Origin of the sequence: Geobacillus proteiniphilus, from assembly GCF_001908025.1 — a bacterium.
In the GTDB taxonomy this organism is placed as follows: Bacteria; Bacillota; Bacilli; order Bacillales; family Anoxybacillaceae; genus Geobacillus; species Geobacillus proteiniphilus.
This window is the reverse complement of the sequence record NZ_MQMG01000001.1, coordinates 12,983-37,180: the sequence shown is the minus strand read 5'-3', so window position 1 is coordinate 37,180 and position 24,198 is coordinate 12,983. Positions and strand designations below refer to the sequence as shown.

The following is a 24,198-nucleotide window of genomic DNA, read 5'->3' as shown; positions in this document are numbered from 1 at the left end:
CCTTTAATTATAGAAACATACGTTCTTTTTTGCAAGAAGAACATGGTATAATGATGGGAAATGAGAGGATGTGGAAGATTATGGGGAATGCGAAGCATCTTAATAGTTCCGAAAGCCACTCTCTCTAGGAGTGGCTTTTTTGGTGTTTTCTTGCTTGATGTTCTCTCCAGGGCAAAATTTTTGTTTCAACATATGTGATGTCCGATGTTCGCATTTTTCGCATATCGGCTTCCACGAGTGCAGCATTTGTAAATGTCCCAGATGTAATAAACCATGTTCCGATGCAGCCATGGTTCTTCTTGGCGCTGTCAAGTTCACGTATATCTTTAACCGTCACCTGGCTTTTGGAACGATAGTAGTGCTTCACTTGTACCGCTATCTTAAGACCGTCTGCCTTATTAGTGACAACGATATCGACGCCCCCGTCTTTTGCCTCAGGTGTTTTGATCGGCTGCCAGCCGGTTGATTTTAAGTATAAATACACAAGTTGCTCGAATTCCAACCCTGATAAATGCTCAAGTGGCGTTTGCAAAATAACGTGATCCGAACGAACGCCGTATTTTCCAGTTGCCGTTTTGATGCCTTTCTTGGACTCCGATATTTTTTTCTGAGGGGATTGTCTTTTCCTTGTTGAAGATTTGACAGGGATTAATGATTCAATCAGGGCGACAACAAAGGCTGTTCCAAAAATCAAAAGTCCTAAGAAAACATATGGATTGTTAAACTTTGAACGGATAAGAAAAATGACAACCAAAAAAGTGAATCCGCCTAATCTTGCCAGCGTTTGTCTATCTCGTTTATTCATGATTTTTTCCTTTCTTGCTGGGCTCTCCATTTTACGTATTCAATGTGTTTCTTTATTTCATCGATTTCTTCTTCAGTTAATCCTTCGGTGTCGAAAAAGAATAGATTTGTTTGTTTTTTAGATTCCACTGTTGTCTTGCCGGTCAGCAAATAATCTGTTGAAACCTCAAATAGATCAGCAAGCTTGAGAAGCGTTTCATAGTCAGGTTCTCTTTTTCCTTGTTCATACATTGCATAGGTAGTACGGCCTACGCCAATCTTTTTTGCTACATCTTCTTGCCTCATATTCAATTTACTTCTAAGTTCCTGTAAACGATTCCCTAAATCGACCATTGTCAACATCCTCCTTAGGTTTAATTATAGTCGCAAAAAGTGACAAAAAAATAATTTACACAAATAGTGTATTTTGATATTGACATTACACGAATTGTGACATATACTTTGATTAACGATACGCGTTTTGTGACTTTACTTTAAAGGAGGTGATAACCTAATGAGGAAATGGCTAAAAAACATGCGTCTAAACAAAAAGATGACTCAAAAAGAACTCGCTGAATTAGCTGGGATTTCAAGAAGTACTTACGCTATGATTGAAAACGGCCAAAGAAATCCCAGTGTCGAAGTGGCAAAGCGAATCGCCAACGTTCTTTCTTTCGATTGGACATATTTTTTTGAGGATAAATGTCACATTTCGTGTATTGCGACTGCATAATTTAATGCCTATACATCCATTGTATTGAAAAGGAGTGAGAGAGTGAGAGTAAAAATTTCGCTCATCGTTGAGGAAAAAGAACACGTCAACAGAGCAATCGGATGCATTGATCATATGCTCGATGCAGTCATGACAAAAGATTACAAAGCTGCACGGCAAGTCATTAAATCGTTTGAGTCTGTGTTGGACAAGTTGCAAGAGATCGAGATGAAAAAAGCTCGAAACATGGGGCTATAAGGGTGGTAAGGGGGAAACTTGGATGAAAGTAACGATCATAAAGGGACCAATGTTCAGCCAAGTGGAGAAAGATGTGTATGCATACTTGGCTCAAGTCTTGCCCGATGAATATAAAAAAGTGCAAGAAAGACGGAGCGCTGATGAAAAAGCGTCATAAAAAAAGCAGCAAGCGCCCTAACGCTCACTGTCCTAAAAAATATGCCTATTAAAAATATAACATAACGAAGAAAGTCCAAAAAGGGGGACTCCGAATGGTGACAAAACAAAAGGCCGATCCGATGCAAAAATATGTTCCGATTGTAATGCGGTGGATCGAGGAAGCGTTTGATATGACCGCTATCCAAGTCGAAGATTTTTCCGTGTTTCCAGCAGGAAAGCTGATCCGCGATGAAAACGGACACACCATGGTAGTGTTTTACGATGTTTGGACTGATCAAGTGAAATATACATTCCCGAAAAAGTGAGGATCACAGTATGCAGGCAGCACTTGACTTTCAAATGAGTCTTGAGAGGCTTTTTCCATCAGCGAAAAAGCCCCTCAAGATTATTCGGCTGATTGGCTATTCACGGATGAACAATGAATCTGATCCGCAAAAAGCATACAGTGTCGCGAAACGGCCTTGCATGAAGGGATGGCAAGATCTAAATCGCCCAGGCATGACAGAAGGAGAGATTCGTGCCTGGTTGCGGCAAAAAGGGTGGACAGGTCTTGTTATTCCAGACGGGTATGACGTTATTGACATCGACGAGCAGGAAGAAGGGGAGATGCTTCTTAAGGCGCTTTTGCGTGAAGGATATAAATTTCATGCGATTCGCACAATACGAGGCTTTCAATTTTTCTTTCGTTCGACAGGGAAAATCAAAGGACAAGACGCGACAGTGCTCATGGCTGGCGGCTTTGTCGGCGACTATCGGCTTTCCGGGCGCGGTCAAGTGGTTCTTCCAAGCGAAAATACAGGCGGACGCGAATGGGTACATATTGCCGACGGAGAACTGTCGCCGATGCCGATTTTCTTCGAACGGTTGAAAAAGATCGATAAAGCGCAGCGTCCATTTCCGATTCCAATGCACGAAGGCGGCCGGAACAACGCGCTGTATGCCCATTGCTGCCGTCTTGTTGAATTTGGCTATATACCGGAGCAAGTTTCCGAGATTGCTAGTTTCTTAAACCGATATTTTTTCCTTCCACCACTCGATCAACGAGAGTTTTCCACTATTTTGAGTAGCGCACTCAAACATGAACCAAGTGGAACAAACTATCATTCTCCGCCACCTATGACTTTCCCAGCACGAAAAGAAGGAGAACCGAGAAAATTCAATTTAACTGAAATGGGGAACGCTGAGCGTCTTGTTGCAAGAAATGGAGAAAATCTTCGTTATTGCGTTGAGTTTGAGGAATGGCTTATTTGGGACGGAAAGACATGGGTGGAGGATAAAAAGAAGCAAATCGAGCGCATAGCGATTCGCACGTTTCGTGAAATGTACGCCGAAGCAGCACATGAAGAAAACAACGATGCACGAAATGAGCTGTTAAGGTGGGCGAAGGCGAGTGAAAAGAGCTCGGTATTTCTCAATTCCATTGCGCGTGCCGAGGCGATGCTTCCAATCAGCCAGGAAGAGCTGAACAAAGATAAATTTTTGCTGAATTGCTCCAACGGAGTCGTTGATTTGCGAACAGGCGAGCTTCTTCCGCATGCGCGTGAATATATGATGACAAAAAATACCCATGTTCCTTACGATCCGAACGCAAAATGCCCAACATGGATTGCCTTTCTTGAGTCGATTTTCCGCGATGGCGACGAAGTGAAGCACGAAATTATCAATTTCTTGCAAAAAGCGATTGGCTATGCGTTGACAGGCGATATTAGCGAGCAAGTCGTGTTTTTCCTCTGGGGAACAGGGAGAAACGGAAAATCGACGTTTATCAACACGATTAAAGCATTGCTGGGCGATTATGCAAAGCAGACAAATTCCAATACGTTTACGGCAAAAATGAACGATTCCGGTATCAATAACGATATTGCGCGTCTGCATGGATCGCGTTTTGTATCAGCAGTGGAGAGCGAGGACGGCCAGCGTTTATCAGAATCGCTTATTAAGCAACTTACAGGCGGTGAGCCGATCACGGCGCGCTTTTTGCGGAAGGAATTTTTCGAGTTTGTGCCAGAGTTCAAGATTTTCTTTACAACGAACCATAAGCCAATCATTAAAGGCGATGATGAAGGAATTTGGCGGCGTATTCGCCTTGTGCCTTTTACTTACACGATCCCAAAAGAACAAGTGGACAAGCAGCTTCCTGAAAAGCTGATGAAGGAGCTTCCTGGAATTTTACGCTGGGCGGTCGAAGGATGCTTGAAGTGGCAAAAAGAAGGATTAGGCGAGCCAGATGAAATCAAGAACGCAACGGATGAATACAAAGAGGAAATGGACCTTTTAAGCAACTTCTTGAACGATTGCTGCGTGATTCATCCAGGCGCAAAAGTGCAATTGAACGAACTGTACAAAGAATATATCGACTGGTGCGAGGAAAACAGTGAGATTGCGATGAAAAAGCAAAAGTTTTCTGCAAGATTAGTGTTGCGCGGATTTGAAAAACGGAAATCCACCGGAAACAAAACATTCTTTTTCGGCATCGGACTTTCCACCGAAAGTTACAAAGTTACCTCTAGTTACCTGAATTCCGGTAAATCGCCTATAGGCGAAAAATTTACGGAAATACCGGAAAATAAGTCACTTAAGGTAACTAGTAACTTGGTTGAGGAAGAAATATAGTTACCTAGTTACCATGAGTTACTCATTTCTAGGTATTTCTCCTATAGGGCTATATATAGGAAAATACCCTATTTTAAGTAACTTTAAGTAACTAGGTAACTTATAAAGGAGGTTTTATATGTTATATAACCTTTTTTATCAAATAGAAAATCTAAATATTCAAATAAAAATAAAAAACAAAAAAATTAGCTTGATCTATGAAGAAGGCACATTGCCATTGGATTTAAAAAAGCAAATCAAGCAGCATAAACAGCAACTTATAAAGCGATTGGAAGAAAACGAACAAGCGCGGGCCAAAGGTTTTTTAGTGTATTGCTACGGCGAGTTTTACGAGTTTCGCTATGGCGCTGGTGCATATCTCTTTATTGAACGGGAAGGGGAGCTGGCCCACGTATGGCGTGCTAACTATATGCCGGAGGAACGAAAACCATACAAAATCAAAGTGCTGGCTGAACGCGTACCGTTTGACCAAGCATTTCAGGAAGCAGTTGGATTTATCGATTGGCTGCAACGGCAACGAAAGTGGGGCGATTCGAATGTCAAAGCCATTTAAATCATATTTACGCGAAGCGATCGAGCGAGTAAAGGATAAACGGATCGAGCAGCTTATTGCGATGGGACACACGAAAATGGAAGATGGGCGGCAATTGTCGGAGTTGACCGTCTCTGAACTAAATCATGAGTATCGATGCATGAAAGAATCAAGAAAAAAGAAGGTGCATGCATGATATACCGTTTCTTTTGCAAAATCTGTGGTTTTGAAGTCTGGAGCATCACGGTCATTCCGAAATTGAAGTGCCATTGCGGTTTGTATGCTTTACACGAAGAAGAGGAGGGGCAAGCATGATTAGATTGGATGTGTACACATGCAGTGTTTGTGGAGAAGGTTTTACTGTTGAAGAGGACAAGCAGCCTATTTCTTGTCCTCTTTGTGGATCAGCGAATTTTGAGTTTTCGCACACAATGCTTGGCGCAAATGTAGATGATGAAGATATTTTGAATCTTGGCGAGTATGTTGAATATTTGCTGAATATAGAAGACGAAGAATACATGCAGCCAAGAATTAAACGTCTTTTTCGCGAAATAAAGGAAGAAGTTTTTCGAATCGAAGCAAAAAGATATGCTGCGGATCCAGCCAACTGGGGAGCCAGCTGCAAATGGCCATATGATGAGGATGATCTTCCGTTTTGATGAAACACAATAGCAATTCTGTTTTTTGGGAGATGGGACAAATGAAAGAGAATGTAAAAGACTTTCTAGAATCGTTCTTGCTGTCAGCGATATTCGCGATCATAATGGGTGGCTTTCTTTATTATTTAACTAGTTAAAAGGGATGATGAAATGATTAAAAAGGATGATGAAAAAATGAAATGGCTGGCGCTAATAATTACATTCATTATTGTTTTGCTTTCGCATCTCGATAATGAAATAACACTGGAAAATATGGAGGGAATCAAATGGCTTATCTCTCTCAAGTAAAATCGAACGGTAAACAGTATATTTACCTTTGCATGTACGTAGGAAATCAAGAATATTCAACGAGAAAGGAACGTCGCGTATATTCGTTTGGTGAAGCAAGAAAAGCGCTTCTTCGCATGAAGCGATGGAAAAGAAGATTCACAGAGTTTCCCCAAGAACTTCTTGACCTTGGCTGCGGCATGAAAGAACTTGAAGAATGGATTCAAACGCTTGAAACAGGTATCACAAAAACGGGAAGAAGATTCGCAGTAATGACTCAAAAACGTGCAGTATTTTAAAGATATAATAATATATATAAAAATCCACGCCGCGCTATTTTTGTATTGTTGATTGTAACCCCTATAACCATAAGTATTTGATTTGGTCAGATTGATTTAATCGGGCGAAAGATTTTCTTTTCGTCCGATTTTTTTCTATATGACCAAAATTTTTTGGTGATATGAAAGCGGAAAAATAGCTTGTACATTTGAAGTGTGGGGGTGGTGGTCGTGAATGACCAAAATCAAATGACATCGAACATCGAATACGTTGAAATGCGCGAACATACGGTGATCGAAACGAAAGAAGGAAACATTGTGGTCATTCATGAGATCACTCTGGGCGATATTATCATTTCCGTTATATTGACAGCTATGCTGATCTTCATGGTCTTTGAACGATTTATGAGGAGGTAGGCAAATGTATACGCTTATATTTTTAGCAACGCCAAAAGACATACTGGCAACCTACCTCGTAATAATGGCTTCGTGCATCGCTGCTTTCCCCATCACGATGTTTCTGATCGAAACGATGAAAGGGGTCAAGCAACGATGGTAGAGACGGGAACGCTAGTCGCATACACTTTTAAAGTTGTATTTGGAAATGGCGACATTTTAACCGCGCTCGGAGCATGGGCCATTTTCTTGACGCTATGTTTTATTACGATGGCGGTTTACAAATCGGCGAGGTAAGGAGGGAGTAACGTGTCGAGTATTGGGAATGTTTTTGACTGGGCCTTTTTTTGGGGCGTATTTGGTTTTTTATTGAAAACCGTTGCTCCCTTCGTCATGCTTGTCGTCGCCATTGTCGCCGTCGGGATGCTGTTGCATGGCGTGATCGTGGCGATCAGATCGAGGTCGTGATAAGATGCCACAGTTTCAGACGTTTTTTACGCCAGCGAGGTTGGATGAGTTTTGGTATTACGTCAAATGGATTTTGTTTTATGCGGCACCTGCCATTATGATCATGGCAGCGGCCGGTGCTATATCGCTGTTGATCCCGGTCATTAAAAAAAGTTTTGCCAATGAAAACGAGATCAACAGACAGGATACTGATGATTATGAAATACGACGGTATTAGGTTTCAACTAGCATTGCTAGTGAAATAAATCTTATTAAATCAAGGAGGAATCATTCATGCCTGCTTTAGGTGCCGCTATTGATCTTTCTGGGCTGACGTTGCCGTTTTCGGTTTCAGATTTAATCGGCAGTGTCAACAGCCTCATTTCTTGGGTGGGTCCGTTTGTGTTGCTTGCCTTGGCGCTTGGGTTCGCACCGAAAATCATTTCTTTTATCAAGTCTATTTTTGGACGCGCCACGGCTAAGTAATGAGCCAAAAAAGGGGGATGTCACTGTCCCCCTTTTTTAACATAGGGGGCGTGGGATATATTATATGGTTAAAAAAATGACATTGATGATTTTAGCCATAGCGGTTGCATATGTGATGATCTTGCCCGATCGATCGTATGCAGCTGATGCAGTATGTTCAAACGGCGAATGTATCTATGGATATTTTGGATCCCAAAGCGGCGATGCAATCCTTTGGGCAGACAGTATATATCATGACGACAACTGGACAAGGGTAAAAATTCAAGGATCCGGACAAGGTGCACTGCAATGGTTTGATGCGTCGGGGAATTTATTGGGATCATCAGCCTTGGCTGGATTTTCTGATTATAACTTTCCTCCAGGAGCAAAAGGTTTTAGGATTCGGGCATCAGTAGGAGAATTTCATGCGTTAGAGGCATGGTCTGATAATGATTTATCAAGGCATGTAGTTTTTATGGGGGCTGATTCGGCTGGAAACAGCTGTATTGGTTGCGACCTATTCAATTGTCCTGGATGGAGTCAGTATATGGGGAAGCTCAATGAAATTAGAGATGCCATTCCTCCTGCGCCGAACTGGAACCAAGTCGCGGCCATTTTTCGCGATACGATTGTGCCGAAACTTGTAGCCGACCTTGAAGTGATGTTGGGAACAGCGCCGTCACCGCCGGCAGAGCCGCCAGATCTCCCGGGGGTGGACACACACGGCATTGAGAATAAAGTGCCAAGCATGCCTGATTCGGGGCTTGATACGTCGGGATTTACAAAGGGGAGAATTGAAAGCGAAGCGCCGGAGATTCCATTCCGAAACGATGACTCAGGCGGCTTTGACATCGTGAATCCACTCGACACATTGCCGTCATTGCCGGAAAAAATGCCTGAGCCGGGAAACACCGACGCAGGAGGATGGGACGCGGGACACCCGCAACAGCCGGATGACCAGCCAATGCCGATCCCAAAAGACCAAAGCGGGACACCGGACACCGGCAACGCGCCGATACCAAGCCAAAACAGCGACACACCGCCAAGCCCCGGTGACAACGGCGGCAACGCGCCAATACCAAGCCAAGACGACGGCATACAAGGATCAAAATACTACAAAAAACACCCTGATGATCCGGATGGGAGTGGGGGACCATAGGATGAGTGTTTAGAAAAGGATGTGAAAATGTATGTTTAAAAAGATAAAGAAAAAAATATTGCCTTTGCTTGCAATTGGGGCTATAGCTTCAAGTTTATTAGTACCTTTAGGAGTTTATGCTTATACCGGTGGGTTATTAAATGGTATTACTCCTACTGTTGTCAGTGGTAGTGTTAGTTATCCTGTAAGGTTAACAGATAATGTCTATTCTTCTCCTACTGGTTTTTACTCCGAATTTAATATTCCTGCTATTGTTCGTTTTGAGTTAGGTGGCGTATATGTTATTGACAAAATTGTACTAAAATGGTATAATGCGGGTTCTACTTTTAAGTTTTATGATAGTTATGGTAATTTATTACGATCTTATTCAAGTTCTGAAATTGCAACTGGTGCTTATGCCAATAATAGTACTCCCCCTACCATTAAAGATATTCCAGATATTTCAGGGGTTAAAAGAATAGAAATTGTTCATGCTGATACTTCTAAACCTGGACAAATTTATGAATTTGATGTGTTGGTTGCTTCTGATACGACTCCGCCTGCTGTTCCTACTGGTTTAACTGTTACTGGTGATGACGGCTCTGCTTCTTTGGATTGGAATGAAAATACTGAACTAGATTTGAGAGGGTATAATGTTTATCAATCTACTGATAATGTGAACTTTACAAAGATTACTGCTAGCCCGATTACGACGTCCAAGTATACCGTTACTGGGTTGATGAATGGTACTACGTATTATTTTGCTGTAACTGCGGTTGATACGTCAGGAAACGAATCTGCAAGATCTTCAAGCGTTTCTGTGACTCCGGTGGCAGATACTACTCCTCCAGGTGACGTTACGAACTTAAAAGCATCTGCCACCGATACAACGGTTGACTTGACATTTACTAATCCTGCTGAGGCTGATTTCGCAGGAACAAAACTATACTTAAATGGTGTTTTAAAGGCAATTTTAGATAAGACAAAAACATCTTATACATTCACTAATTTAGAGCCTAACACCACATATACCATTAAAGTTACTGCATTTGACACAAGTGGAAATGAATCAAATGGTATAACAACAACAGTCAAAACGAAGATTCCACTTGCTGAAGATGTTACAGATTTAAGCGCGGATGCAAAATACGATCGCGTGAAGCTGTCATGGACAAATCCAGACAGTGAGTTTTTCTCTCATGTGAAGATTTATCGCAAAAAGGTCGAACAAAAATCTTTTTGGGATCAGCTTTTTGGCGCGACAGCTGTTTCCGCCGCGACGACATCGGATGGCTATACGCCGATGTTTGAAACAAATGGGACGTACTGGACGGACTTGACCGTTACGCCGGAAACGACGTATTCGTACAAGGTTACGTCGGTCAATATTGAAGGAAATGAGTCGCAAGGGGTAACGATTGAAACGACAACACTGTCCGAGCCTGTTCCGGTCTTAACTGGCGTGGCGACAACGCAAAACGAAAACGGCGACTATGTCGTCACATGGACAAGCCCAATCAAAGGAACAGTGAAAGTGCTGATCGGTGGAAAGGAATATACAGTCGTTGATGCAGCATCCCAGCAAGTTATGATTCCAAAAGAAGATATGAAGACGGACTTCTTCGGAGGATATGACGCCAAATTAGTGCCAGTCGGAGAATTTGGCACAGAAGGGCAGGCTGTTCAGGTTCCCGCAGTTCAAGGCAAGACAATTGAATTTCCGATATTATTCGACGATTTCATGAAAACTGTTGTTAACATTCTCTCCTGGGCGGCTCCGCTGATCTTAGTGTCGCTTGTATTCATTTTTTGGAGGCCATTTATTGCATTTTTGCGAAAAACGATTTTCGTAAAAGGAGGGCGTATGAAATCATGAATATGAATGTCAATATCGTACAGGAGGTCATTGAAATCGTGTTTCAACGATACATGCCATATATTACGCCCATCCTATTTATTTTCGCAGTAGCAATGTTCGGTGAAAAACTGATTGGGCTGTTATATAGTCTGATTCGCAGGTGATAAGCAAGTGATAACGATGATTTTTGTGCCGTTAGTATTAGCAGGCATACTCGGCGATGCGTTTGGGAAGCTCTTTGATGTCATATGGTCAGTCATAAAGTGGATAGGGCGGCTGTTAAAAAAGCTGTTTCAGGGGCTTATTGATTTAATCGTCGGGTTTTTTGAAGTCATTTACGCGTTGATTGACGGGCTGCTGTACTTTTTGTATAAAATCGGCGTTCTAGCTGTAAAGCTGTTTTTGCTGTTTTTCGAGCTGGCGAAAATGATTGTTTCATTGTTCGTCGGTTTTGCAAAAACGCTTGCCAGCCTTGTATATGTTCCGCGCGGTGGAAGTGGAAATGGCTATTCAGACATGCTCGGAAAAATTTTCACCGCGATGCAGCCATTGAAACTTGAGCCGATCGCGTATATATTGCTTTTCATTCTATGGATGTTTACCGCCGTTGCGGCGATTAAATTGCTATCGTCCATTCGGGTAGGAGGGGAGTAATTCACTATGAACATTAAAGATTCGATACATGGTTTCATTGATAAAATCTTTAATCCTCCTATCACATTTTTAGATATGGGCATAGAAAAGCTACGCGCAGTTGGGCAAATAACCGCTCAGGGTTTAAATGTCGGCAAATATCTCGCCGTGTTTGGCGATATGCCGACAGCTTGGCAACTTGTCGTGTCGTCAGCGTTGGCATCCGTTGTGATCTTAGGATCGCTGCTGATTTTCCGATCAGTCATGCGTCTCTATTATAGTTTGAAAGAGGGTGTAAAGTGGTGGTAGATGCATTTTTCTATATGTTTACGCTTGGCGCTGGGGCGGCGTCCGGCATTGGTGTTGTTGCCTTTTTAGGGTGGAAAATCGTTCAGTTTTCAAATAGAAAAACCTTGAAGAAACAACAGAGAAGGGCGGTAATCTAATGGGATTGCTAAAGAAAAAGGAAAAGGACGAGTTTTTTCCAGAAACAAACGACATCCTGATTGTGTTTGACCATGAACAAAAAACGAGTGATATACAGCGTATTGATGACATTCGCGACGGGGCAGTGTATGTGACAGGCAAATATAAAGTGCCAATACATGACTGTGAGATTACGACTGGACCTGAGGGACGACACTTTTTCTATCGCGCGCCGTCGCGGTCGGTGCAGGAAACTCAACGATTGGCGGAACTGGAAAAAAGTATTGTTCTTCGGCAAATTACTTCATATCGTCCTCCGGAACCGAACCAGCTTGATATGACGAAAATCCTTTTATTTGGATTAGTGTTCTTTGCATTTATTATCGTTGGCATTTCCAGCTGTGGGGGAGGATCATGATGCAAAGCAATGCCGAAAAGCTACAAAACGTCATTTCCGATGACTTGTTTCCACAAGTGCAGCACATATCGGACGTCAAACAAGTCCTCGAAGAAATGACGACAAAAGCGCAAGAGCTGCAGGAATGGCAGATCAAGGCTATTTTATTACTTGAAAGCCTATCGAAAAATGAATATTTACACGGAAAAAGCGATCCGTATCGTGAAATTATCAACTTTATCATGCAAGGAAAAGTGCTTGTCGCTGATCCGCAATACTATATCGACACGATCGAAGCGCTTATTCCGAAACCGCCAAAGCCGGTCATTGTCGCTCCAAACGGGGCGGAGAGGGGGGGCAAGCGTTAATGGCTCATCATTTCTTCATTCAGGGGCCATTAGGGGCCGGTAAGACGCTAATAATGTCCATTCTAGCGCATCACTGGCGCGAGAAGGTACGTGCGCTTGGCGGAGATATTCAGTTGTTTTCGAACTACGGTCTTAAGGACTCGATGCCTCTTGAGCATTACACTGATTGGTACAAAGTGGCCGAAGCACAGGGAAGCATTTGTTGCTGGGATGAAGCGCAAATGGCGTTTTCAAATCGCAAATGGTCAAAATACGGCGCGACGATCGCCACAGAAGTTATGATGTTTACGCGAAAAATGAAGAGCGTACAAATATATTGCTCGCCGTCAATCAACAACGTGGACAGTCGCATCCGGCAGATCGTCGAGGTTTTGATTAATGTCCGAAAGATTGGCGACCGCGGTTTTGCAATCCATTTTACGGATTATCAGACAGGTGAATTTATGCATAAACAGTTTTTGCCGATGTGGAAGGCGAAGAAAATATTTAAACTCGGACTATATGACACAGACACAATGGTGCTAGGGTTTCCGTTGCCGTCTACCGAACGAGAAGGGAACGAATTTTTCAGGACTCTTGAGGAAATACATGAGAAATCGCGTCAAACCGTAAGGAGGGCTGCCCGTGAACTACTCACTGGTGCCGGAGCACTATAAAGATAAAGATCCGCGTACATTGTTGTATCATTTTCCGTCGATACCGGTTGTGAAGTTCGCGAAAATCACACAGAAATTCTATTTTTTCAAACAGCTTGAAATCGCGCAAGACATCGTAAATCGCATGGGCTATATTTTACTTCCGTCCGCCTGTATGCACTGGGAACGAGTAAAGCAGTTTGCTGATAGGCGCATTAGGATCGGACGAAACTCCTTTTTTATGATGCGTCCTAATGAGCTGACAGAGTCTGAACGTCGCAAGTTACAAGAATATCTCGACGAAATAAAAAAAGGGGAGAAATCATGAAGATTCAATTGACAAATACGGAAGTAGGCATGTTATTGATTCACATGGGGATAATGCGCAAAGAAATCAAAAAGGCATTGAAACGAAATTATAGTTTTTTTGAGGCAAAAAGACAGCTTGCTTGTTACGATTCGATCATTGACCTGCTTGGACGTGTTGTCGATGATACTAAGAAGCTGTGTGATATAGAATTTTCAGATGAACAGAAAGAAATGCTGGCGTCATTCATATATTCGTACACCACGATCATTAAGCAGGAGGCCGGGCGTGAGAAGATTGATGCCAGTGATATTTTGCAGGCGTTTGAAAAAATAGCTGCTCGATTAGAGGGAGGGCGGCATGCATATGCTGAAACTATTTAAACAACTGGATTTTTGGCTAAGCCTAGTTATGGCCTTATGTGGCATTGCACTGAGCTATATCATTGTTCCGTATTTATTCCCCGATGTAATGGAAGGCATGTTTGCAACGTGCTTACTAACTGGTCTGTTTATCGGCGAATTTTTAGGGGAGACGAAACATTTGATGAAAGCAATAATTAACGAAAGAATAGCAACAAAGGAGCATATACATGAAATCAGACCTGACAACAGGTAGCATGTGTGGACATGTTATCTGTTTTTTTGTTTGGTCATTTGTACAAACGATAAGCGCATATCCTTCAGCAAGAGGGGGTATGCGTATGCGCGTCCGCATCATATATGGGGAGCATACTGACAAGGCAATTAAGGACTGCTATCATTATTTAATAAAGATATACATGTTAAGAAGGGAGCTAGCCCAAAAAGATGAAGGCGATCTACGCAAGAGTATCGACGGAGGAATCAGCTCAAAAGGGGTATTCGATCGCTCACCAGATTGATGAGGCCAAGAAAAAAGCAGGAACAGACCAAGTGCTGATATATACGGATGAAGGCTACTCCGGGGAATTTTTAGAGCGCCCAGGGCTTGAAAAGCTGCGGGATGATGTAAGGAAAGGGCTTATTGAGGCCGTTATCGTTTATGATCCCGATCGCTTAGCGCGAAATCTTATGCATCAGTTGCTCATTGACGATGAGCTGCGCAAAAATAACGTTGAACTCATTTTTGTGAACGGAGAGTACGAAAATACGCCTGAAGGCAAGCTGTTTTTTTCACTCAGGGGAGCTATCGCCGAGTTCGAAAAGGCTAAGATCAGAGAGCGAACAATGGCAGGCAGGTTACGAAAAGCGAAAGAAGGCAAGATTGTCAAAGATGATAAGATTTATGGCTACGATTATGATAAACAAACGGGCCAACTTGTGATAAACGAAGAAGAAGCAGAAATTGTCCGATTTATTTTCGACAGTTTTATCGGCCAGGATCGTTTTAAAGGGATCAATGGGATTGCTCATTACCTGACGGAGAAAAAAGTGCCAACGAAAACAGGTAAAACAGTCTGGCATCGTCAAGTGGTGCGGCAAATCCTGATGAATGAAACGTATATGGGGAAAAGGCCGCAAAACAAGTGGAATACGGAGGGAATGATTGCAAACCGGTATCGCAAGGATCAGAAAGTGCCCATGACGTTGCGCCCAAAAGAGGAATGGATTTATGTCGATGTGCCTGCGATCGTTACGGAGGAACAGTTCAGGAGAGCGCAAATCCTGTTAGAACAGTCCAGGCGCCGATATGCTAAAACGACCAAGCATAAATACTTGCTGTCCGGCTTATTGCGTTGCGCCCAGTGCGGCAATACGATGACAGGGCGATATACGAAGAATTGGGGGAAGTATTATCGCGAGTATACGGACATAAAGAACACAGCAGGCGCTAAGTACAGGGGCTGCGGGATGACTGTTAGAGCGGACGAAATTGAAAAAGTTGTATGGTCTCATTTAATGGACATATTCAACAATCCCGATCGGTTACACGATTTCCAGCCTGAGAGAACAGATGGCAACTTTGAAAAAGCAGAGCTCGACAGGCTGGCGAAAGAAATTGAACGGGCCAGGAAAGGGCGTAAACGCCTGTTAAACCTTGTGACAATATCCGACGATATTGACTTAGAGGAAATCAAAGAGGAAATCCGTCGTCTGCAACAGCGGGAGAAGGATTTAACAGAGCAATACGCTCAGTTGGAACAACAATTAAGGGCACTGCAAGATACAAAACCTAGCGAGCATATATTACGTGAAGCGATAGACTTTTTCATGCGGCATAAAGATGAATTAAGCTTTGAGACAAAGCAAGCAATAGTGCGCAAAGCGATCAAAGAAATTCGTGTACTTGACAAAGATGATATTGAAATTATTTTGTTTTGATTTACATTTATTTCCGCACACTAATGACATTAAAAACGAAATCCTGATGCACCTGCGTTCATTAAAAAAAACGCGCAAAGACGTTTCACTGCATGAGCCAATCGGCCAGGACAAAGAAGGAAACGAAATCAGCCTGCTTGATATTTTAAAAGCCGAAGGCCAAGACATCGTCGATGAAATCCACTTGAACATGGAGCTCGAACAAGTCAAACAATATATCAGCGTGCTTGATGAGCGGGAAAAAGAGGTGATCATCAATCGCTTTGGCCTCGGCCGGCAGCGGGAAAAAACGCAGCGTGAAATCGCTAAAGAGCTCGGCATCTCAAGAAGCTACGTCTCGCGCATTGAAAAACGGGCATTAATGAAAATGTTTCACGAGTTTTATCGGCAGGAAAAAGAAAAACGGCGGTCATAACAAAAGCGGGTTGCTGGTGCAGCGACCCGCTTTTCCATTTTGTTTGCAAGGAACGTATAGTATAATGAAAAAATGGACAAGGAAGCGAAAGACAAGGGGGAAAAACGGTGCACGAAGTCATTCAATCCATGTTTTCATTTTTGACCAGTTTAGGCTATGCCGGCATCGCTCTCGCCTTGATGGTGGAAGTTATCCCGAGCGAGATCGTGTTGGCTTATGCCGGTTATTTGGTAGCACGGGGGGATGTCTCATTTGCTGGGGCCGTGGCAGCCGGAACAGTAGGCGGCACGGTGGCGCAACTGTTTTTGTATTGGATGGGCTACTATGGTGGACGACCGTTTCTAGATCAGTATGGGAAATATGTATTGATCCAGAAAAAACATTTGGATGTGGCGGAACGCTGGTTTGCGAAATTTGGCCCCGGCGTCATTTTCAGCGCCCGGTTTATTCCCGTCGTCCGCCATGCGATTTCGATCCCGGCCGGCATCGCTCGGATGAAGTGGTTGCCGTTTACGATTTACACGGTGTTGGCTATCATCCCGTGGTCCATCTTGTTTATTTGGTTGGGAGAGCAGCTTGGCCAACGATGGCGGCAAATTGACGAGATGGCGGCGCCATATGTCCGACCGGCTATCGCAGCGGCGGTGGCGGTGGCGGTGATTTACATCGTTTGGCAATGGCGGCGTCGCGCTGCAGATGAAAACGAGCGCATAAAATAGTTGCCCGTCCGCATGCTGTCGGCTATATTTATACATGAACCATCTTTTGGCTAAATTTTTATGAAAAATGAGGGACGAACGTGAAACGTTGGATTATGATTGCGTTGCTATTCGCTGTGGGGCTATGGCTTGTGCCATACAGCGTGCCGCTTCTCTTCGCACTTGCGACTGCGCTTTTGCTCGAGCCGTCCATCCGCCGATTGCAAGAAAACTATAAGCTGAAGCGCGCGCACGCCGTCACGGCGATTTTTTCATTGTTTATCATCATTCTGGGGCTTTCCCTTTACTTTCTAGTCGTTATTTTTGTACAGCAAGTGATGGCGCTCTCGCAAAAACTGCCTTACTTCTTAAGCGAAACGACGAAAGTGCTCGACCGCCTCATTCAAACGTGGCAGTCGTATTCCAGCTCCATTCCACAGGAAATCATCGATTCGCTTGAACGTGGCGTAAATACCGTCGAGCAAATGCTTTTGTCGTTTGCGACCAATTTGACGCAGTCGCTTGTCCATTATATTGCCGCCATTCCGGCGTTTTTGATTCATTTTTTAGTGTATTTGATCGCGCTGTTTCTCATCTGCCTCGATTTGCCGCGGCTGAAGCACGGCATGCGCCGCTACTTGTCCGAACGGACCGAACAGCGGCTTGGGATGGTCGTCGCCCAACTGAGCAAAGCGGGGATCGGTTTTTTAAAAGCGCAGTTTTTGCTTAGTTTGATTACGTTCTTTCTTGCGTTAGCCGGTTTGCTGCTGCTCGGTGTCGATTATGCCGCGCTGATGGCGCTTGTCATTGTCATTGTGGATATTTTGCCGATTTTAGGGACCGGCTCGGTGCTTGTTCCGTGGGGGGGCATCAGCATCATAAATGGAAACAATGTGCTCGGCATCGGTCTGATCGTGTTGTTTGTCGTCATTACCGTCGTGCGCCGGATCATCGAGCCGAAAGTGTTTTCCACCAATTTGGGCATTTCCCCGCTCGCCGCGCTCGTCAGCGTCTATCTGGGATTTCAGCTGCTTGGCTTTATCGGGTTGTTCGTCGGGCCGGTCGTTGTCATTTTGATTGAGGCGCTTGCTAAAGCTGGGGTCATTAAATGGACGATCAAGCTTTGATTTTTTTCGGGCAAGGGTCTTCACGGATGAAGGGGGAAAAACCGGCGAACCGCCGGTTTTTCCGTTTGGACATGGGCAAGGGCGTTTTGGCAAGACGGCGGCTAAAGAAAAACCGCCCGCTGAAGGCGCGGCGGTCACTGAGTGGATGTGGACGAATCGTTGACGTCGGTGTGCGGCAAAATCAAAATTTCGACACGCCGGTTTTTCATCCGCCCGGCAGCGGTGGCGTTGGAGGCGATCGGCTTGTATTCGCCATACCCTTTGGCGCTGAAATAGCGTGGGTCGAGCTGCTTGTTTTCAAGCAGCACTTTCGTGAAATTGACGGCGCGCATGACGCTTAGCTCCCAGTTGGAAGCAAATTTCTCGTTATGGATCGGCACGTTGTCCGTATGGCCGCTGATAATGACATTGCGCGGCGGGTTCATGACGAGCAAAGCGGAGATTTCCGCCGCCAGACGCCGGTCTTTCATGCGCACTTCGGCGCTGCCGGAGTCGAATAAAATATCATCTACAATCGTAATGGCGAGCCCTTCGTCTGTCAAGGAAGTCTGCAGTTTTCCCGTCAGCTTGTTGTCGCGGATGTAGCTGTCGATTTTCGCTTTGATTTGCCCTAATTCTTCTTTTTCCTTTCCGCTTACGGCTGGAGAAGGCTGCTTTGCTTGATGCCATCCTTCTTCGTCTTGGGCCGGTGGAGTGATCGGCTCGATCGGGCTTTGAAAGTCAAGGACGCCTGTTCCGCCGGCAAAGGCGGTGCTAAAGGCGCGCGCAATTTCTTGAAACTTCTTTTGGTCAATTTGGCTGCTCGCAAACAAGACGATGAACAAGGCGAGCAGCAGCGTCAGCAAATCCGCGTACGGAATCAGCCACGATTCGCTCATGTGTTCGTCATGCCCGCTCTTTTTTTTCTTAGCCATTGGCCGTTTCTCCTTCTTGTTGCGTCACTAATTGGCGCCGCTCGCTTTCCGGCAAGTATGAAGCGAGTTTTTGTTCGATCATGCGCGGGGCTTGTCCTTCCAAAATGGACAGCACCCCTTCAATCATAATGTAGCGCACGCGCGCCTCTTCCTTCGATTTCCGCCGCAGTTTGTTGGCAAACGGATGCCAAAGCACATAGCCGGTGAAAATGCCGAGCATCGTGGCGACAAAAGCCGCGCTGATGGCCTTGCCGAGCTCGGCGATGTTTTCCATATTGCCAAGCGCGGCAATCAGGCCGATGACGGCGCCAAGCACCCCGAGCGTCGGCGCATACGTGCCCGCTTGGGAAAAAATCGCGGCATTCGCTTCGTGGCGTTCTTCCATGGCGGCGATTTCCTCTGTCATCACATCGCGGATGAACTCTTGCGTTTGCCCATCGATCGCCATGCTGAGCCCGTTGCGCAAAAACGGGTCATCAATGTCGTCCAATTTCGCCTCGAGCGCCAGCAGCCCTTCGCGGCGGGCGATATTCGCCCAATCGACAAACAGCGGAATCAGTTGTTCGACCGTTGGCGTCGCCGATTCCGTGAAAATGACTTTGAGCAGCTTTGGCACTTTTTTAATTTCCTGCGTCGGAAAGGCGATGACGACCGCTGCCGCCGTCCCGACGAGAATGATGAGGATAGCTGCCGGATTGATCAATACAGCAGGCGAAACGCCCTTAAAGTACATGCCCAACCCGACGGCAATGACGCCAAGAATGATGCCGATGACCGATGTTTTGTCCAAATGAATCCCCCCGCTTTTTCCATACGAACGATCTACGCCATTGGGCGTTTTTATAAAGAAACCATATTTATCATATACTGAATATAGGAGGTTGAAAAGGGAAAAAGGTGTGACATGAGACGCAAAAAGCCGCCCGCTCCATTAGGCTGACGGAAAGGGCAGCTCCGGTGATCGTCATATTTTTTTTAGCTTAAACGTGCCGACCATTAAAAACGATAAAATGAGCGCCAAAAACATAAACGACTGCGGCGGGAAGTACGGGATGGCCAAATAGCCGAGCGTCATCAGCACCCCGGCGGCCGTGATCGGCAGCCCCGCGAAGTAGCCGTTGTTTTCTGTGATGTTAAAGCGGGCGAGGCGGAAGGCGCCGCAAGCGATGTACAAAACGGTGAATACCGCGCCGGGCGCGCCGAACTCGTGGAACAAGCCTTGGTACATCAGCAAGGCGGGAGCGACGCCGAAGGAGACGATGTCGCTCATCGAATCGAGTTGCTTGCCAAGTTCGGATTCAATGTTCAGCTTGCGCGCCACAGCGCCGTCAAAGCGATCGACAAACGCTGCTAAAAAAACGAGCAGCACGCTCATATGAAGCTGCCCTTTCAGTGTAGCCAGGACGGAAAAGCCGCCAAGCGACAAGTTTGTCATCGTCAAAATGTTTGCCACGTTTGCTTTCAGCTTTTTTAACGTATAATCTAAATAGTCCGATAAGAACAAGTTTCCCCACTCCTTTTCCAACAGAAAACGCCAAAAGAAAATTCTACTACCATTATACTCATTTTGGCGGTAATATGGAAGGTAGTAACGAATGGCGATGTTGCGCTACTGGAGGGAACGTGCTTGCGAAAATGGCTTTATCGTTTGTTCATCGAGCTGACCAATCACTCGCTTTCTTCAAAGCTGCTCGCTTCGTTTGCCAAATCGCGCCTCAGCGGGCTATTGATATCATCGTATGCAAAAATTTATCATATTAACCAAGACGAAATGGAAAAAAGCCTAAAAAATTATAAGACGTTGCAGCAGCTGTTCGTCCGCCGGCTGAAGGCCGGGGTGAGGCCGGTCGACGCTGATGAGCATACGGTCGTCAGCCCGGTCGACGCTGTCATTGAAGACATGGGCACGATTCGAGAAAACTGTGAAATGATTGTCAAGGGAAAGCCGTATTCCATTGCGGAAATGCTCGGCAGCGTCGAAGCGGCTCAGCCATATGTGAACGGGTTCTTTTTTATTCTGTATTTAAGCCCGAGCCATTATCATCGAATCCACAGCCCAATATCTGGGGTGATCGAAAAGCAGTGGGCGCTCGGCCGCAAGTCGTATCCGGTCAACCGTCTCGGCTTAAAATATGGGCGTCGGCCGCTGGAGAAAAATTACCGCCTCATCACCGAGGTCACAGCCGGCGGCAAGCGCTTGGCAATCGTGAAAATCGGCGCCATGTTCGTCAACAGCATCGAATTGACCCATGAGGGTGAGCAACTTGTCAAAGGAGAGGAAATGGCGTATTTTTCGTTCGGTTCAACGGTCGTCTTGCTGTTTGAACGAGGAAGCTTCGCACCTGACCCGCGCATTGTTGCGCCCATGCCGATCAAAGTCGGCGAGCGGCTCGGCTATTGGTGCCAGGCGCACGAACGCTAAGGCTTTCGGAAACAAAAAAAGCCCGAAGGCCTTCGTTTATGAGGACAGCTTAATTTTATGGGTCAATGAACGGCGCTGGATTTCTTTTTCAATCAACTCGATGAATTCCGGGCTGAGGTTGAGCTCTTTCGCCTTGAAGTACGACTCGATCAACAGCTCGTCGGACAGATGTTTCATCGGGGGTGTCCTCCTTTTTTTGGATGGAATATGACAAGCATGTCATACATATAATGGTAGGTTACTTACACTGTACCATGATTTGTGAAAGAGAACAACCGTTCCATTATCCACAGAAAATGGTGGATAACATGTGGAAAACATGTTTATAAAGTGGTGAAAGTGCGATAACCAGCTTGTGTATAATGTGGGCAACAGTTATCCACAAGATGGAGAGGTGCAAAATTTGTCGAAAATTTTTTCTATTTATCATTGGCAAACTTTGTTTTGAAACAAACGATAAAATTCGCTATGATGGGAAAAGCAAATGGAAAGGCGGGTGTCCGGCATGCTTCACTACTTTTTGCCAAGCCAGTTTGCCAAGCGTGTTATCGACATTACCCCCGATGAGCTGAAGAAAAAAGGGGTCAAAGGGATTATCACCGATCTGGACAACACGCTCGTCGAATGGAATCGGCCGAGCGCCACCCCGGAGCTGGCCGCATGGTTTGATGCGATGAAGCAGGCGGGCATTAAGGTCGTCATCGTATCGAATAATAATAAACAACGCGTGCAGTCGTTTGCTAAGCCGCTTGGCATCCCGTTCATCTTTGAAGCGCGCAAACCGCTGACACGCGCGTTTTTGCAGGCATTAAAGATGATGGAGCTTAAGAAAGAGGAAGTCGTCGTCATCGGCGACCAGTTGCTGACCGATGTGCTTGGGGGCAACCGGCTTGGACTCAACACGATTTTAGTCGTCCCGGTCGCCCAGACGGACGGATTATGGACGCGCTTCAATCGAAAAGTAGAGCGGAAAATTTTAAACGTTATGCGCAAAAAAGGGATGATTTACTGGGAGGAATGATCGTGGAGCGACAACTGCGTTGCATCGGCTGCGGAGCGGCCATTCAGTTTGACGATCCGAAAAAGGCGGGCTATGCGCCGAAAAGCGTGCTCGAAAAAGACGAGGAAGAAATCATTTGCCAGCGCTGCTTCCGCTTGAAACATTACAACGAAGTGCAAGACGTGCCGCTTGATGACAGCGACTTTTTAAACATGCTGCACCGCATCGGGGAATCGAAGGCGCTTGTCGTCAACATCGTCGACATTTTTGATTTCAACGGCAGCTGGATTCCTGGTTTGCCGCGGTTTGCGGCCGAGAATCCGATTTTGCTTGTCGGCAACAAGGCGGATTTATTGCCAAGGTCGGTCAAATATCCGAAGCTGCTGCGCTGGATGCGCCGCATGGCTGAAGAGCTCGGGCTGCGTCCGGTTGACGTCTGCCTTGTCAGCGCGGCGAAAGGAATTGGCATGGCGAAGGTGATGGAAGCGATCAACCGTTACCGTGAGGGCGGTGATGTCTACGTCGTCGGCTGCACGAATGTCGGCAAGTCGACGTTCATCAATCGGATCATTGAAGAGGCGACCGGCAAAGGGAATGTGATTACCACGTCATATTTCCCGGGAACGACACTCGATATGATCGAAATTCCGCTTGAGGGTGGAGCGACGCTGTATGATACGCCGGGGATCATCAACCATCACCAAATGGCGCACTTTGTTGATGCACGCGATTTGAAGATCATTACGCCGAAGCGGGAAATCCATCCGCGTGTTTATCAGCTCAACGAAGGGCAGACGCTCTTTTTCGGAGGCTTGGCCCGCCTCGATTACATCAAAGGCGGGCGCCGCTCGTTCGTCTGCTACATGGCCAATGAGTTGACGGTTCATCGGACGAAGTTGGAAAAAGCCGACTCCCTTTATGCCAATCAGCTTGGCGATTTGCTGTCGCCGCCAAACAAACGCTATGCCGCTGAATTTCCGCCGCTTGTGCCGCGCTCGCTGTCGGTCAAAGAGCGGAAGACGGACATCGTCTTTTCCGGACTCGGCTGGGTGACGTGCAACGACCCGGGTGCTCAGCTCGTCGTCCATGCTCCAAAAGGGGTCGACGTATTTATCCGTCAATCGTTGATTTAATGGAAAGCGGGAGGGGGAGAAACGTGGAAAAGGTATACGGGTTGATTGGGTTTCCCGTCGAGCACTCGCTGTCGCCGCTCATGCATAACGATGCGTTCGCCCGTTTGGGCATTCCGGCGCGCTATCATTTGTTTTCCGTCGAACCGGGGCAAGTCGGCGCGGCGATCGCCGGCGTGCGGGCGCTCGGCATCGCCGGGGTGAACGTGACGATTCCGCACAAACTGGCGGTCATTCCGTTTTTGGACGAAGTGGACGAACATGCGCGCCGCATCGGGGCAGTCAATACGATCGTCAACAACGACGGCCGGCTCGTCGGCTATAATACAGACGGGCCCGGTTATGTCCAAGCGTTGGAAGAGGAAATGAACATCGCCTTGGACGGCAAGCGGATTTTGGTGATCGGCGCTGGCGGTGGGGCGCGCGGCATTTACTTTTCGTTGCTGTTGACGGCAGCCGAGCGCATCGATATTGCCAACCGGACGGTGGAAAAAGCGGCGAGGCTCGTCGGCGAAGGGAACGAACGCCGCTCGGTGTATTTTTCACTCGCCGAGGCCGAAACGCGGTTGGCCGAATACGATATTATTATCAATACCACTTCTGTCGGCATGCATCCGCGTGTCGAGGCGCAGCCGCTTTCTCTTGAACGGTTGCGTCCAGGGGTGATCGTTTCCGATATTATTTACAACCCACTGGAAACGAAATGGCTGAAAGAAGCGAAAGCGCGCGGCGCCCGTGTGCAAAACGGCGTCGGCATGCTCGTATATCAAGGGGCGCTGGCGTTTGAAAAATGGACCGGCCAATGGCCGGATGTCAACCGGATGAAACAGCTTGTCATCGAAGCGTTGAGGAGGTAAG

37 protein-coding genes and 1 pseudogene are annotated in these 24,198 nt (G+C 45.9%); 32 read left to right on the top strand and 6 right to left on the bottom strand.

From position 1 onward, the window contains the following. Positions 1–124: 124 nt before the first annotated feature. Together BRO54_RS00245 and BRO54_RS00240 are read right to left on the bottom strand one after the other, a co-directional pair. Positions 125–805 (bottom strand): restriction endonuclease, encoded by a 681-nt coding sequence (locus BRO54_RS00245; protein WP_025949298.1) that lies wholly within the window; start codon positions 803–805, stop codon positions 125–127. Beyond that, positions 802–1,137: a helix-turn-helix domain-containing protein gene (locus tag BRO54_RS00240; protein WP_025949297.1), complete on the bottom strand. Its 336-nt coding sequence runs from the start codon at positions 1,135–1,137 to the stop codon at positions 802–804. The genes BRO54_RS00245 and BRO54_RS00240 overlap by 4 nt, the downstream gene beginning before the upstream one ends. Before the next feature lie 160 nt (positions 1,138–1,297). Between BRO54_RS00240 and BRO54_RS00235 the strand changes: the two genes are divergently transcribed. From BRO54_RS00235 to ytvI, 28 genes and pseudogenes are all read left to right on the top strand, one after another. Then, positions 1,298–1,516 carry a helix-turn-helix transcriptional regulator gene (locus BRO54_RS00235; protein ID WP_025949296.1) on the top strand — a complete coding sequence of 73 codons (219 nt, stop codon included), beginning with the start codon at positions 1,298–1,300 and terminating at the stop codon, positions 1,514–1,516. A 42-nt stretch (positions 1,517–1,558) separates the two neighbouring features. After that, entirely contained in the window at positions 1,559–1,753 is a 195-nt protein-coding gene (locus BRO54_RS00230) for a hypothetical protein (protein ID WP_025949295.1), read from the top strand. A 22-nt stretch (positions 1,754–1,775) separates the two neighbouring features. Next, the gene (locus BRO54_RS20765; RefSeq protein ID WP_023634618.1) at positions 1,776–1,910 is read left to right on the top strand and encodes a hypothetical protein; all 135 of its coding nucleotides are present in this window, start codon (positions 1,776–1,778) and stop codon (positions 1,908–1,910) included. A gap of 94 nt (positions 1,911–2,004) precedes the next feature. Continuing rightward, on the top strand, positions 2,005–2,217 hold the full coding sequence (locus BRO54_RS00225) for a hypothetical protein (RefSeq protein WP_050437069.1): 213 nt from the start codon (positions 2,005–2,007) through the stop codon (positions 2,215–2,217). Positions 2,218–2,227: 10 nt separating this feature from the next. Continuing rightward, positions 2,228–4,525, top strand: a complete 2,298-nt coding sequence (locus BRO54_RS00220; protein ID WP_074042741.1) for a phage/plasmid primase, P4 family — start codon at positions 2,228–2,230, stop codon at positions 4,523–4,525. A gap of 118 nt (positions 4,526–4,643) precedes the next feature. Further along, a complete protein-coding gene (locus tag BRO54_RS00215) occupies positions 4,644–5,078 on the top strand; it encodes a hypothetical protein (RefSeq protein ID WP_074042740.1) in 435 nt (144 codons plus the stop codon). Further along, positions 5,062–5,253, top strand: coding sequence for a Fur-regulated basic protein FbpA (locus BRO54_RS00210; protein WP_074042739.1), 192 nt, complete (start codon positions 5,062–5,064; stop codon positions 5,251–5,253). The genes BRO54_RS00215 and BRO54_RS00210 overlap by 17 nt, the downstream gene beginning before the upstream one ends. Before the next feature lie 115 nt (positions 5,254–5,368). Then, positions 5,369–5,716 (top strand): FmdB family zinc ribbon protein, encoded by a 348-nt coding sequence (locus BRO54_RS00205; RefSeq protein WP_239691169.1) that lies wholly within the window; start codon positions 5,369–5,371, stop codon positions 5,714–5,716. Between the two features lie 266 nt (positions 5,717–5,982). Beyond that, entirely contained in the window at positions 5,983–6,282 is a 300-nt protein-coding gene (locus BRO54_RS00200) for a hypothetical protein (protein ID WP_074042738.1), read from the top strand. 210 nt (positions 6,283–6,492) lie between these two features. Beyond that, positions 6,493–6,678, top strand: coding sequence for a hypothetical protein (locus BRO54_RS00195; RefSeq protein ID WP_139268028.1), 186 nt, complete (start codon positions 6,493–6,495; stop codon positions 6,676–6,678). Positions 6,679–6,966: 288 nt separating this feature from the next. Then, positions 6,967–7,125 carry a PTS ascorbate transporter subunit IIC gene (locus BRO54_RS00190; RefSeq protein ID WP_074042736.1) on the top strand — a complete coding sequence of 53 codons (159 nt, stop codon included), beginning with the start codon at positions 6,967–6,969 and terminating at the stop codon, positions 7,123–7,125. A gap of 4 nt (positions 7,126–7,129) precedes the next feature. Continuing rightward, on the top strand, positions 7,130–7,342 hold the full coding sequence (locus tag BRO54_RS00185) for a hypothetical protein (protein WP_025949290.1): 213 nt from the start codon (positions 7,130–7,132) through the stop codon (positions 7,340–7,342). 56 nt (positions 7,343–7,398) lie between these two features. Next, positions 7,399–7,590 carry a hypothetical protein gene (locus BRO54_RS00180; RefSeq protein WP_023634630.1) on the top strand — a complete coding sequence of 64 codons (192 nt, stop codon included), beginning with the start codon at positions 7,399–7,401 and terminating at the stop codon, positions 7,588–7,590. 64 nt (positions 7,591–7,654) lie between these two features. After that, on the top strand, positions 7,655–8,728 hold the full coding sequence (locus BRO54_RS20315) for a hypothetical protein (RefSeq protein WP_239691168.1): 1,074 nt from the start codon (positions 7,655–7,657) through the stop codon (positions 8,726–8,728). 31 nt (positions 8,729–8,759) lie between these two features. Further along, the gene (locus tag BRO54_RS00170) at positions 8,760–10,583 is read left to right on the top strand and encodes a fibronectin type III domain-containing protein (protein WP_074042735.1); all 1,824 of its coding nucleotides are present in this window, start codon (positions 8,760–8,762) and stop codon (positions 10,581–10,583) included. Between the two features lie 162 nt (positions 10,584–10,745). Continuing rightward, on the top strand, positions 10,746–11,219 hold the full coding sequence (locus BRO54_RS00165) for a hypothetical protein (RefSeq protein WP_033024102.1): 474 nt from the start codon (positions 10,746–10,748) through the stop codon (positions 11,217–11,219). 6 nt (positions 11,220–11,225) lie between these two features. After that, positions 11,226–11,507: a hypothetical protein gene (locus BRO54_RS00160; protein WP_025949286.1), complete on the top strand. Its 282-nt coding sequence runs from the start codon at positions 11,226–11,228 to the stop codon at positions 11,505–11,507. After that, positions 11,501–11,644: a hypothetical protein gene (locus tag BRO54_RS19935; RefSeq protein WP_167367361.1), complete on the top strand. Its 144-nt coding sequence runs from the start codon at positions 11,501–11,503 to the stop codon at positions 11,642–11,644. The genes BRO54_RS00160 and BRO54_RS19935 overlap by 7 nt, the downstream gene beginning before the upstream one ends. Then, positions 11,644–12,042, top strand: a complete 399-nt coding sequence (locus BRO54_RS00155; RefSeq protein ID WP_025949285.1) for a hypothetical protein — start codon at positions 11,644–11,646, stop codon at positions 12,040–12,042. Before BRO54_RS19935 ends, BRO54_RS00155 begins: the two co-directional genes overlap by 1 nt. After that, positions 12,042–12,389 carry a hypothetical protein gene (locus tag BRO54_RS00150; RefSeq protein ID WP_074042734.1) on the top strand — a complete coding sequence of 116 codons (348 nt, stop codon included), beginning with the start codon at positions 12,042–12,044 and terminating at the stop codon, positions 12,387–12,389. The genes BRO54_RS00155 and BRO54_RS00150 overlap by 1 nt, the downstream gene beginning before the upstream one ends. Next, on the top strand, positions 12,389–13,045 hold the full coding sequence (locus BRO54_RS00145; RefSeq protein ID WP_074042733.1) for an ATPase: 657 nt from the start codon (positions 12,389–12,391) through the stop codon (positions 13,043–13,045). The genes BRO54_RS00150 and BRO54_RS00145 overlap by 1 nt, the downstream gene beginning before the upstream one ends. After that, complete coding sequence (locus BRO54_RS00140) at positions 13,014–13,352, top strand: hypothetical protein (protein WP_025949282.1); 339 nt, start codon at positions 13,014–13,016, stop codon at positions 13,350–13,352. The genes BRO54_RS00145 and BRO54_RS00140 overlap by 32 nt, the downstream gene beginning before the upstream one ends. Continuing rightward, a complete protein-coding gene (locus BRO54_RS00135) occupies positions 13,349–13,714 on the top strand; it encodes a hypothetical protein (RefSeq protein ID WP_050437068.1) in 366 nt (121 codons plus the stop codon). Before BRO54_RS00140 ends, BRO54_RS00135 begins: the two co-directional genes overlap by 4 nt. After that, entirely contained in the window at positions 13,698–13,949 is a 252-nt protein-coding gene (locus tag BRO54_RS00130) for a hypothetical protein (protein WP_025949280.1), read from the top strand. Before BRO54_RS00135 ends, BRO54_RS00130 begins: the two co-directional genes overlap by 17 nt. 191 nt (positions 13,950–14,140) lie before the next feature. Continuing rightward, the gene (locus BRO54_RS00120; protein ID WP_047752759.1) at positions 14,141–15,634 is read left to right on the top strand and encodes a recombinase family protein; all 1,494 of its coding nucleotides are present in this window, start codon (positions 14,141–14,143) and stop codon (positions 15,632–15,634) included. A 28-nt stretch (positions 15,635–15,662) separates the two neighbouring features. Beyond that, positions 15,663–16,049, top strand: a pseudogene (locus BRO54_RS00115) (sigma-70 family RNA polymerase sigma factor); the annotation flags it as partial. A gap of 107 nt (positions 16,050–16,156) precedes the next feature. Then, the gene (uptA, locus tag BRO54_RS00110; RefSeq protein WP_074042732.1) at positions 16,157–16,768 is read left to right on the top strand and encodes an undecaprenyl phosphate transporter UptA; all 612 of its coding nucleotides are present in this window, start codon (positions 16,157–16,159) and stop codon (positions 16,766–16,768) included. An 80-nt stretch (positions 16,769–16,848) separates the two neighbouring features. Then, positions 16,849–17,874: a sporulation integral membrane protein YtvI gene (gene ytvI, locus BRO54_RS00105; RefSeq protein WP_074042731.1), complete on the top strand. Its 1,026-nt coding sequence runs from the start codon at positions 16,849–16,851 to the stop codon at positions 17,872–17,874. Positions 17,875–18,008: 134 nt separating this feature from the next. Here ytvI and motB read toward each other — a convergent pair whose 3' ends face one another. The 3 genes from motB to pssA all read right to left on the bottom strand — a co-directional run bounded on the left by motB (position 18,009) and on the right by pssA (position 20,292). Further along, entirely contained in the window at positions 18,009–18,788 is a 780-nt protein-coding gene (gene motB / locus BRO54_RS00100; RefSeq protein ID WP_074042730.1) for a flagellar motor protein MotB, read from the bottom strand. Next, positions 18,781–19,578, bottom strand: a complete 798-nt coding sequence (gene motA, locus BRO54_RS00095; protein ID WP_074042729.1) for a flagellar motor stator protein MotA — start codon at positions 19,576–19,578, stop codon at positions 18,781–18,783. Before motA ends, motB begins: the two co-directional genes overlap by 8 nt. A gap of 174 nt (positions 19,579–19,752) precedes the next feature. Then, complete coding sequence (gene pssA, locus BRO54_RS00090) at positions 19,753–20,292, bottom strand: CDP-diacylglycerol--serine O-phosphatidyltransferase (RefSeq protein ID WP_074042728.1); 540 nt, start codon at positions 20,290–20,292, stop codon at positions 19,753–19,755. A gap of 123 nt (positions 20,293–20,415) precedes the next feature. Between pssA and BRO54_RS00085 the strand changes: the two genes are divergently transcribed. After that, the gene (locus tag BRO54_RS00085) at positions 20,416–21,210 is read left to right on the top strand and encodes a phosphatidylserine decarboxylase (RefSeq protein WP_074042727.1); all 795 of its coding nucleotides are present in this window, start codon (positions 20,416–20,418) and stop codon (positions 21,208–21,210) included. Positions 21,211–21,246: 36 nt separating this feature from the next. On the opposite strand, the gene sda is transcribed toward BRO54_RS00085, so the two are convergent. Next, positions 21,247–21,387: a sporulation histidine kinase inhibitor Sda gene (gene sda, locus BRO54_RS00080; RefSeq protein WP_008879941.1), complete on the bottom strand. Its 141-nt coding sequence runs from the start codon at positions 21,385–21,387 to the stop codon at positions 21,247–21,249. Between the two features lie 328 nt (positions 21,388–21,715). On the opposite strand from sda, the gene BRO54_RS00075 reads away from it, so the two are divergent. Genes BRO54_RS00075 through aroE form a run of 3 tightly spaced genes read left to right on the top strand, consistent with a single transcriptional unit; the run spans position 21,716 to position 24,197 of the window. After that, positions 21,716–22,231 (top strand): YqeG family HAD IIIA-type phosphatase, encoded by a 516-nt coding sequence (locus tag BRO54_RS00075; RefSeq protein WP_074042838.1) that lies wholly within the window; start codon positions 21,716–21,718, stop codon positions 22,229–22,231. 2 nt (positions 22,232–22,233) lie between these two features. Next, complete coding sequence (gene yqeH, locus BRO54_RS00070) at positions 22,234–23,343, top strand: ribosome biogenesis GTPase YqeH (RefSeq protein ID WP_074042839.1); 1,110 nt, start codon at positions 22,234–22,236, stop codon at positions 23,341–23,343. Between the two features lie 23 nt (positions 23,344–23,366). Then, the gene (aroE, locus tag BRO54_RS00065) at positions 23,367–24,197 is read left to right on the top strand and encodes a shikimate dehydrogenase (protein ID WP_074042726.1); all 831 of its coding nucleotides are present in this window, start codon (positions 23,367–23,369) and stop codon (positions 24,195–24,197) included. Position 24,198: the final 1 nt, after the last annotated feature.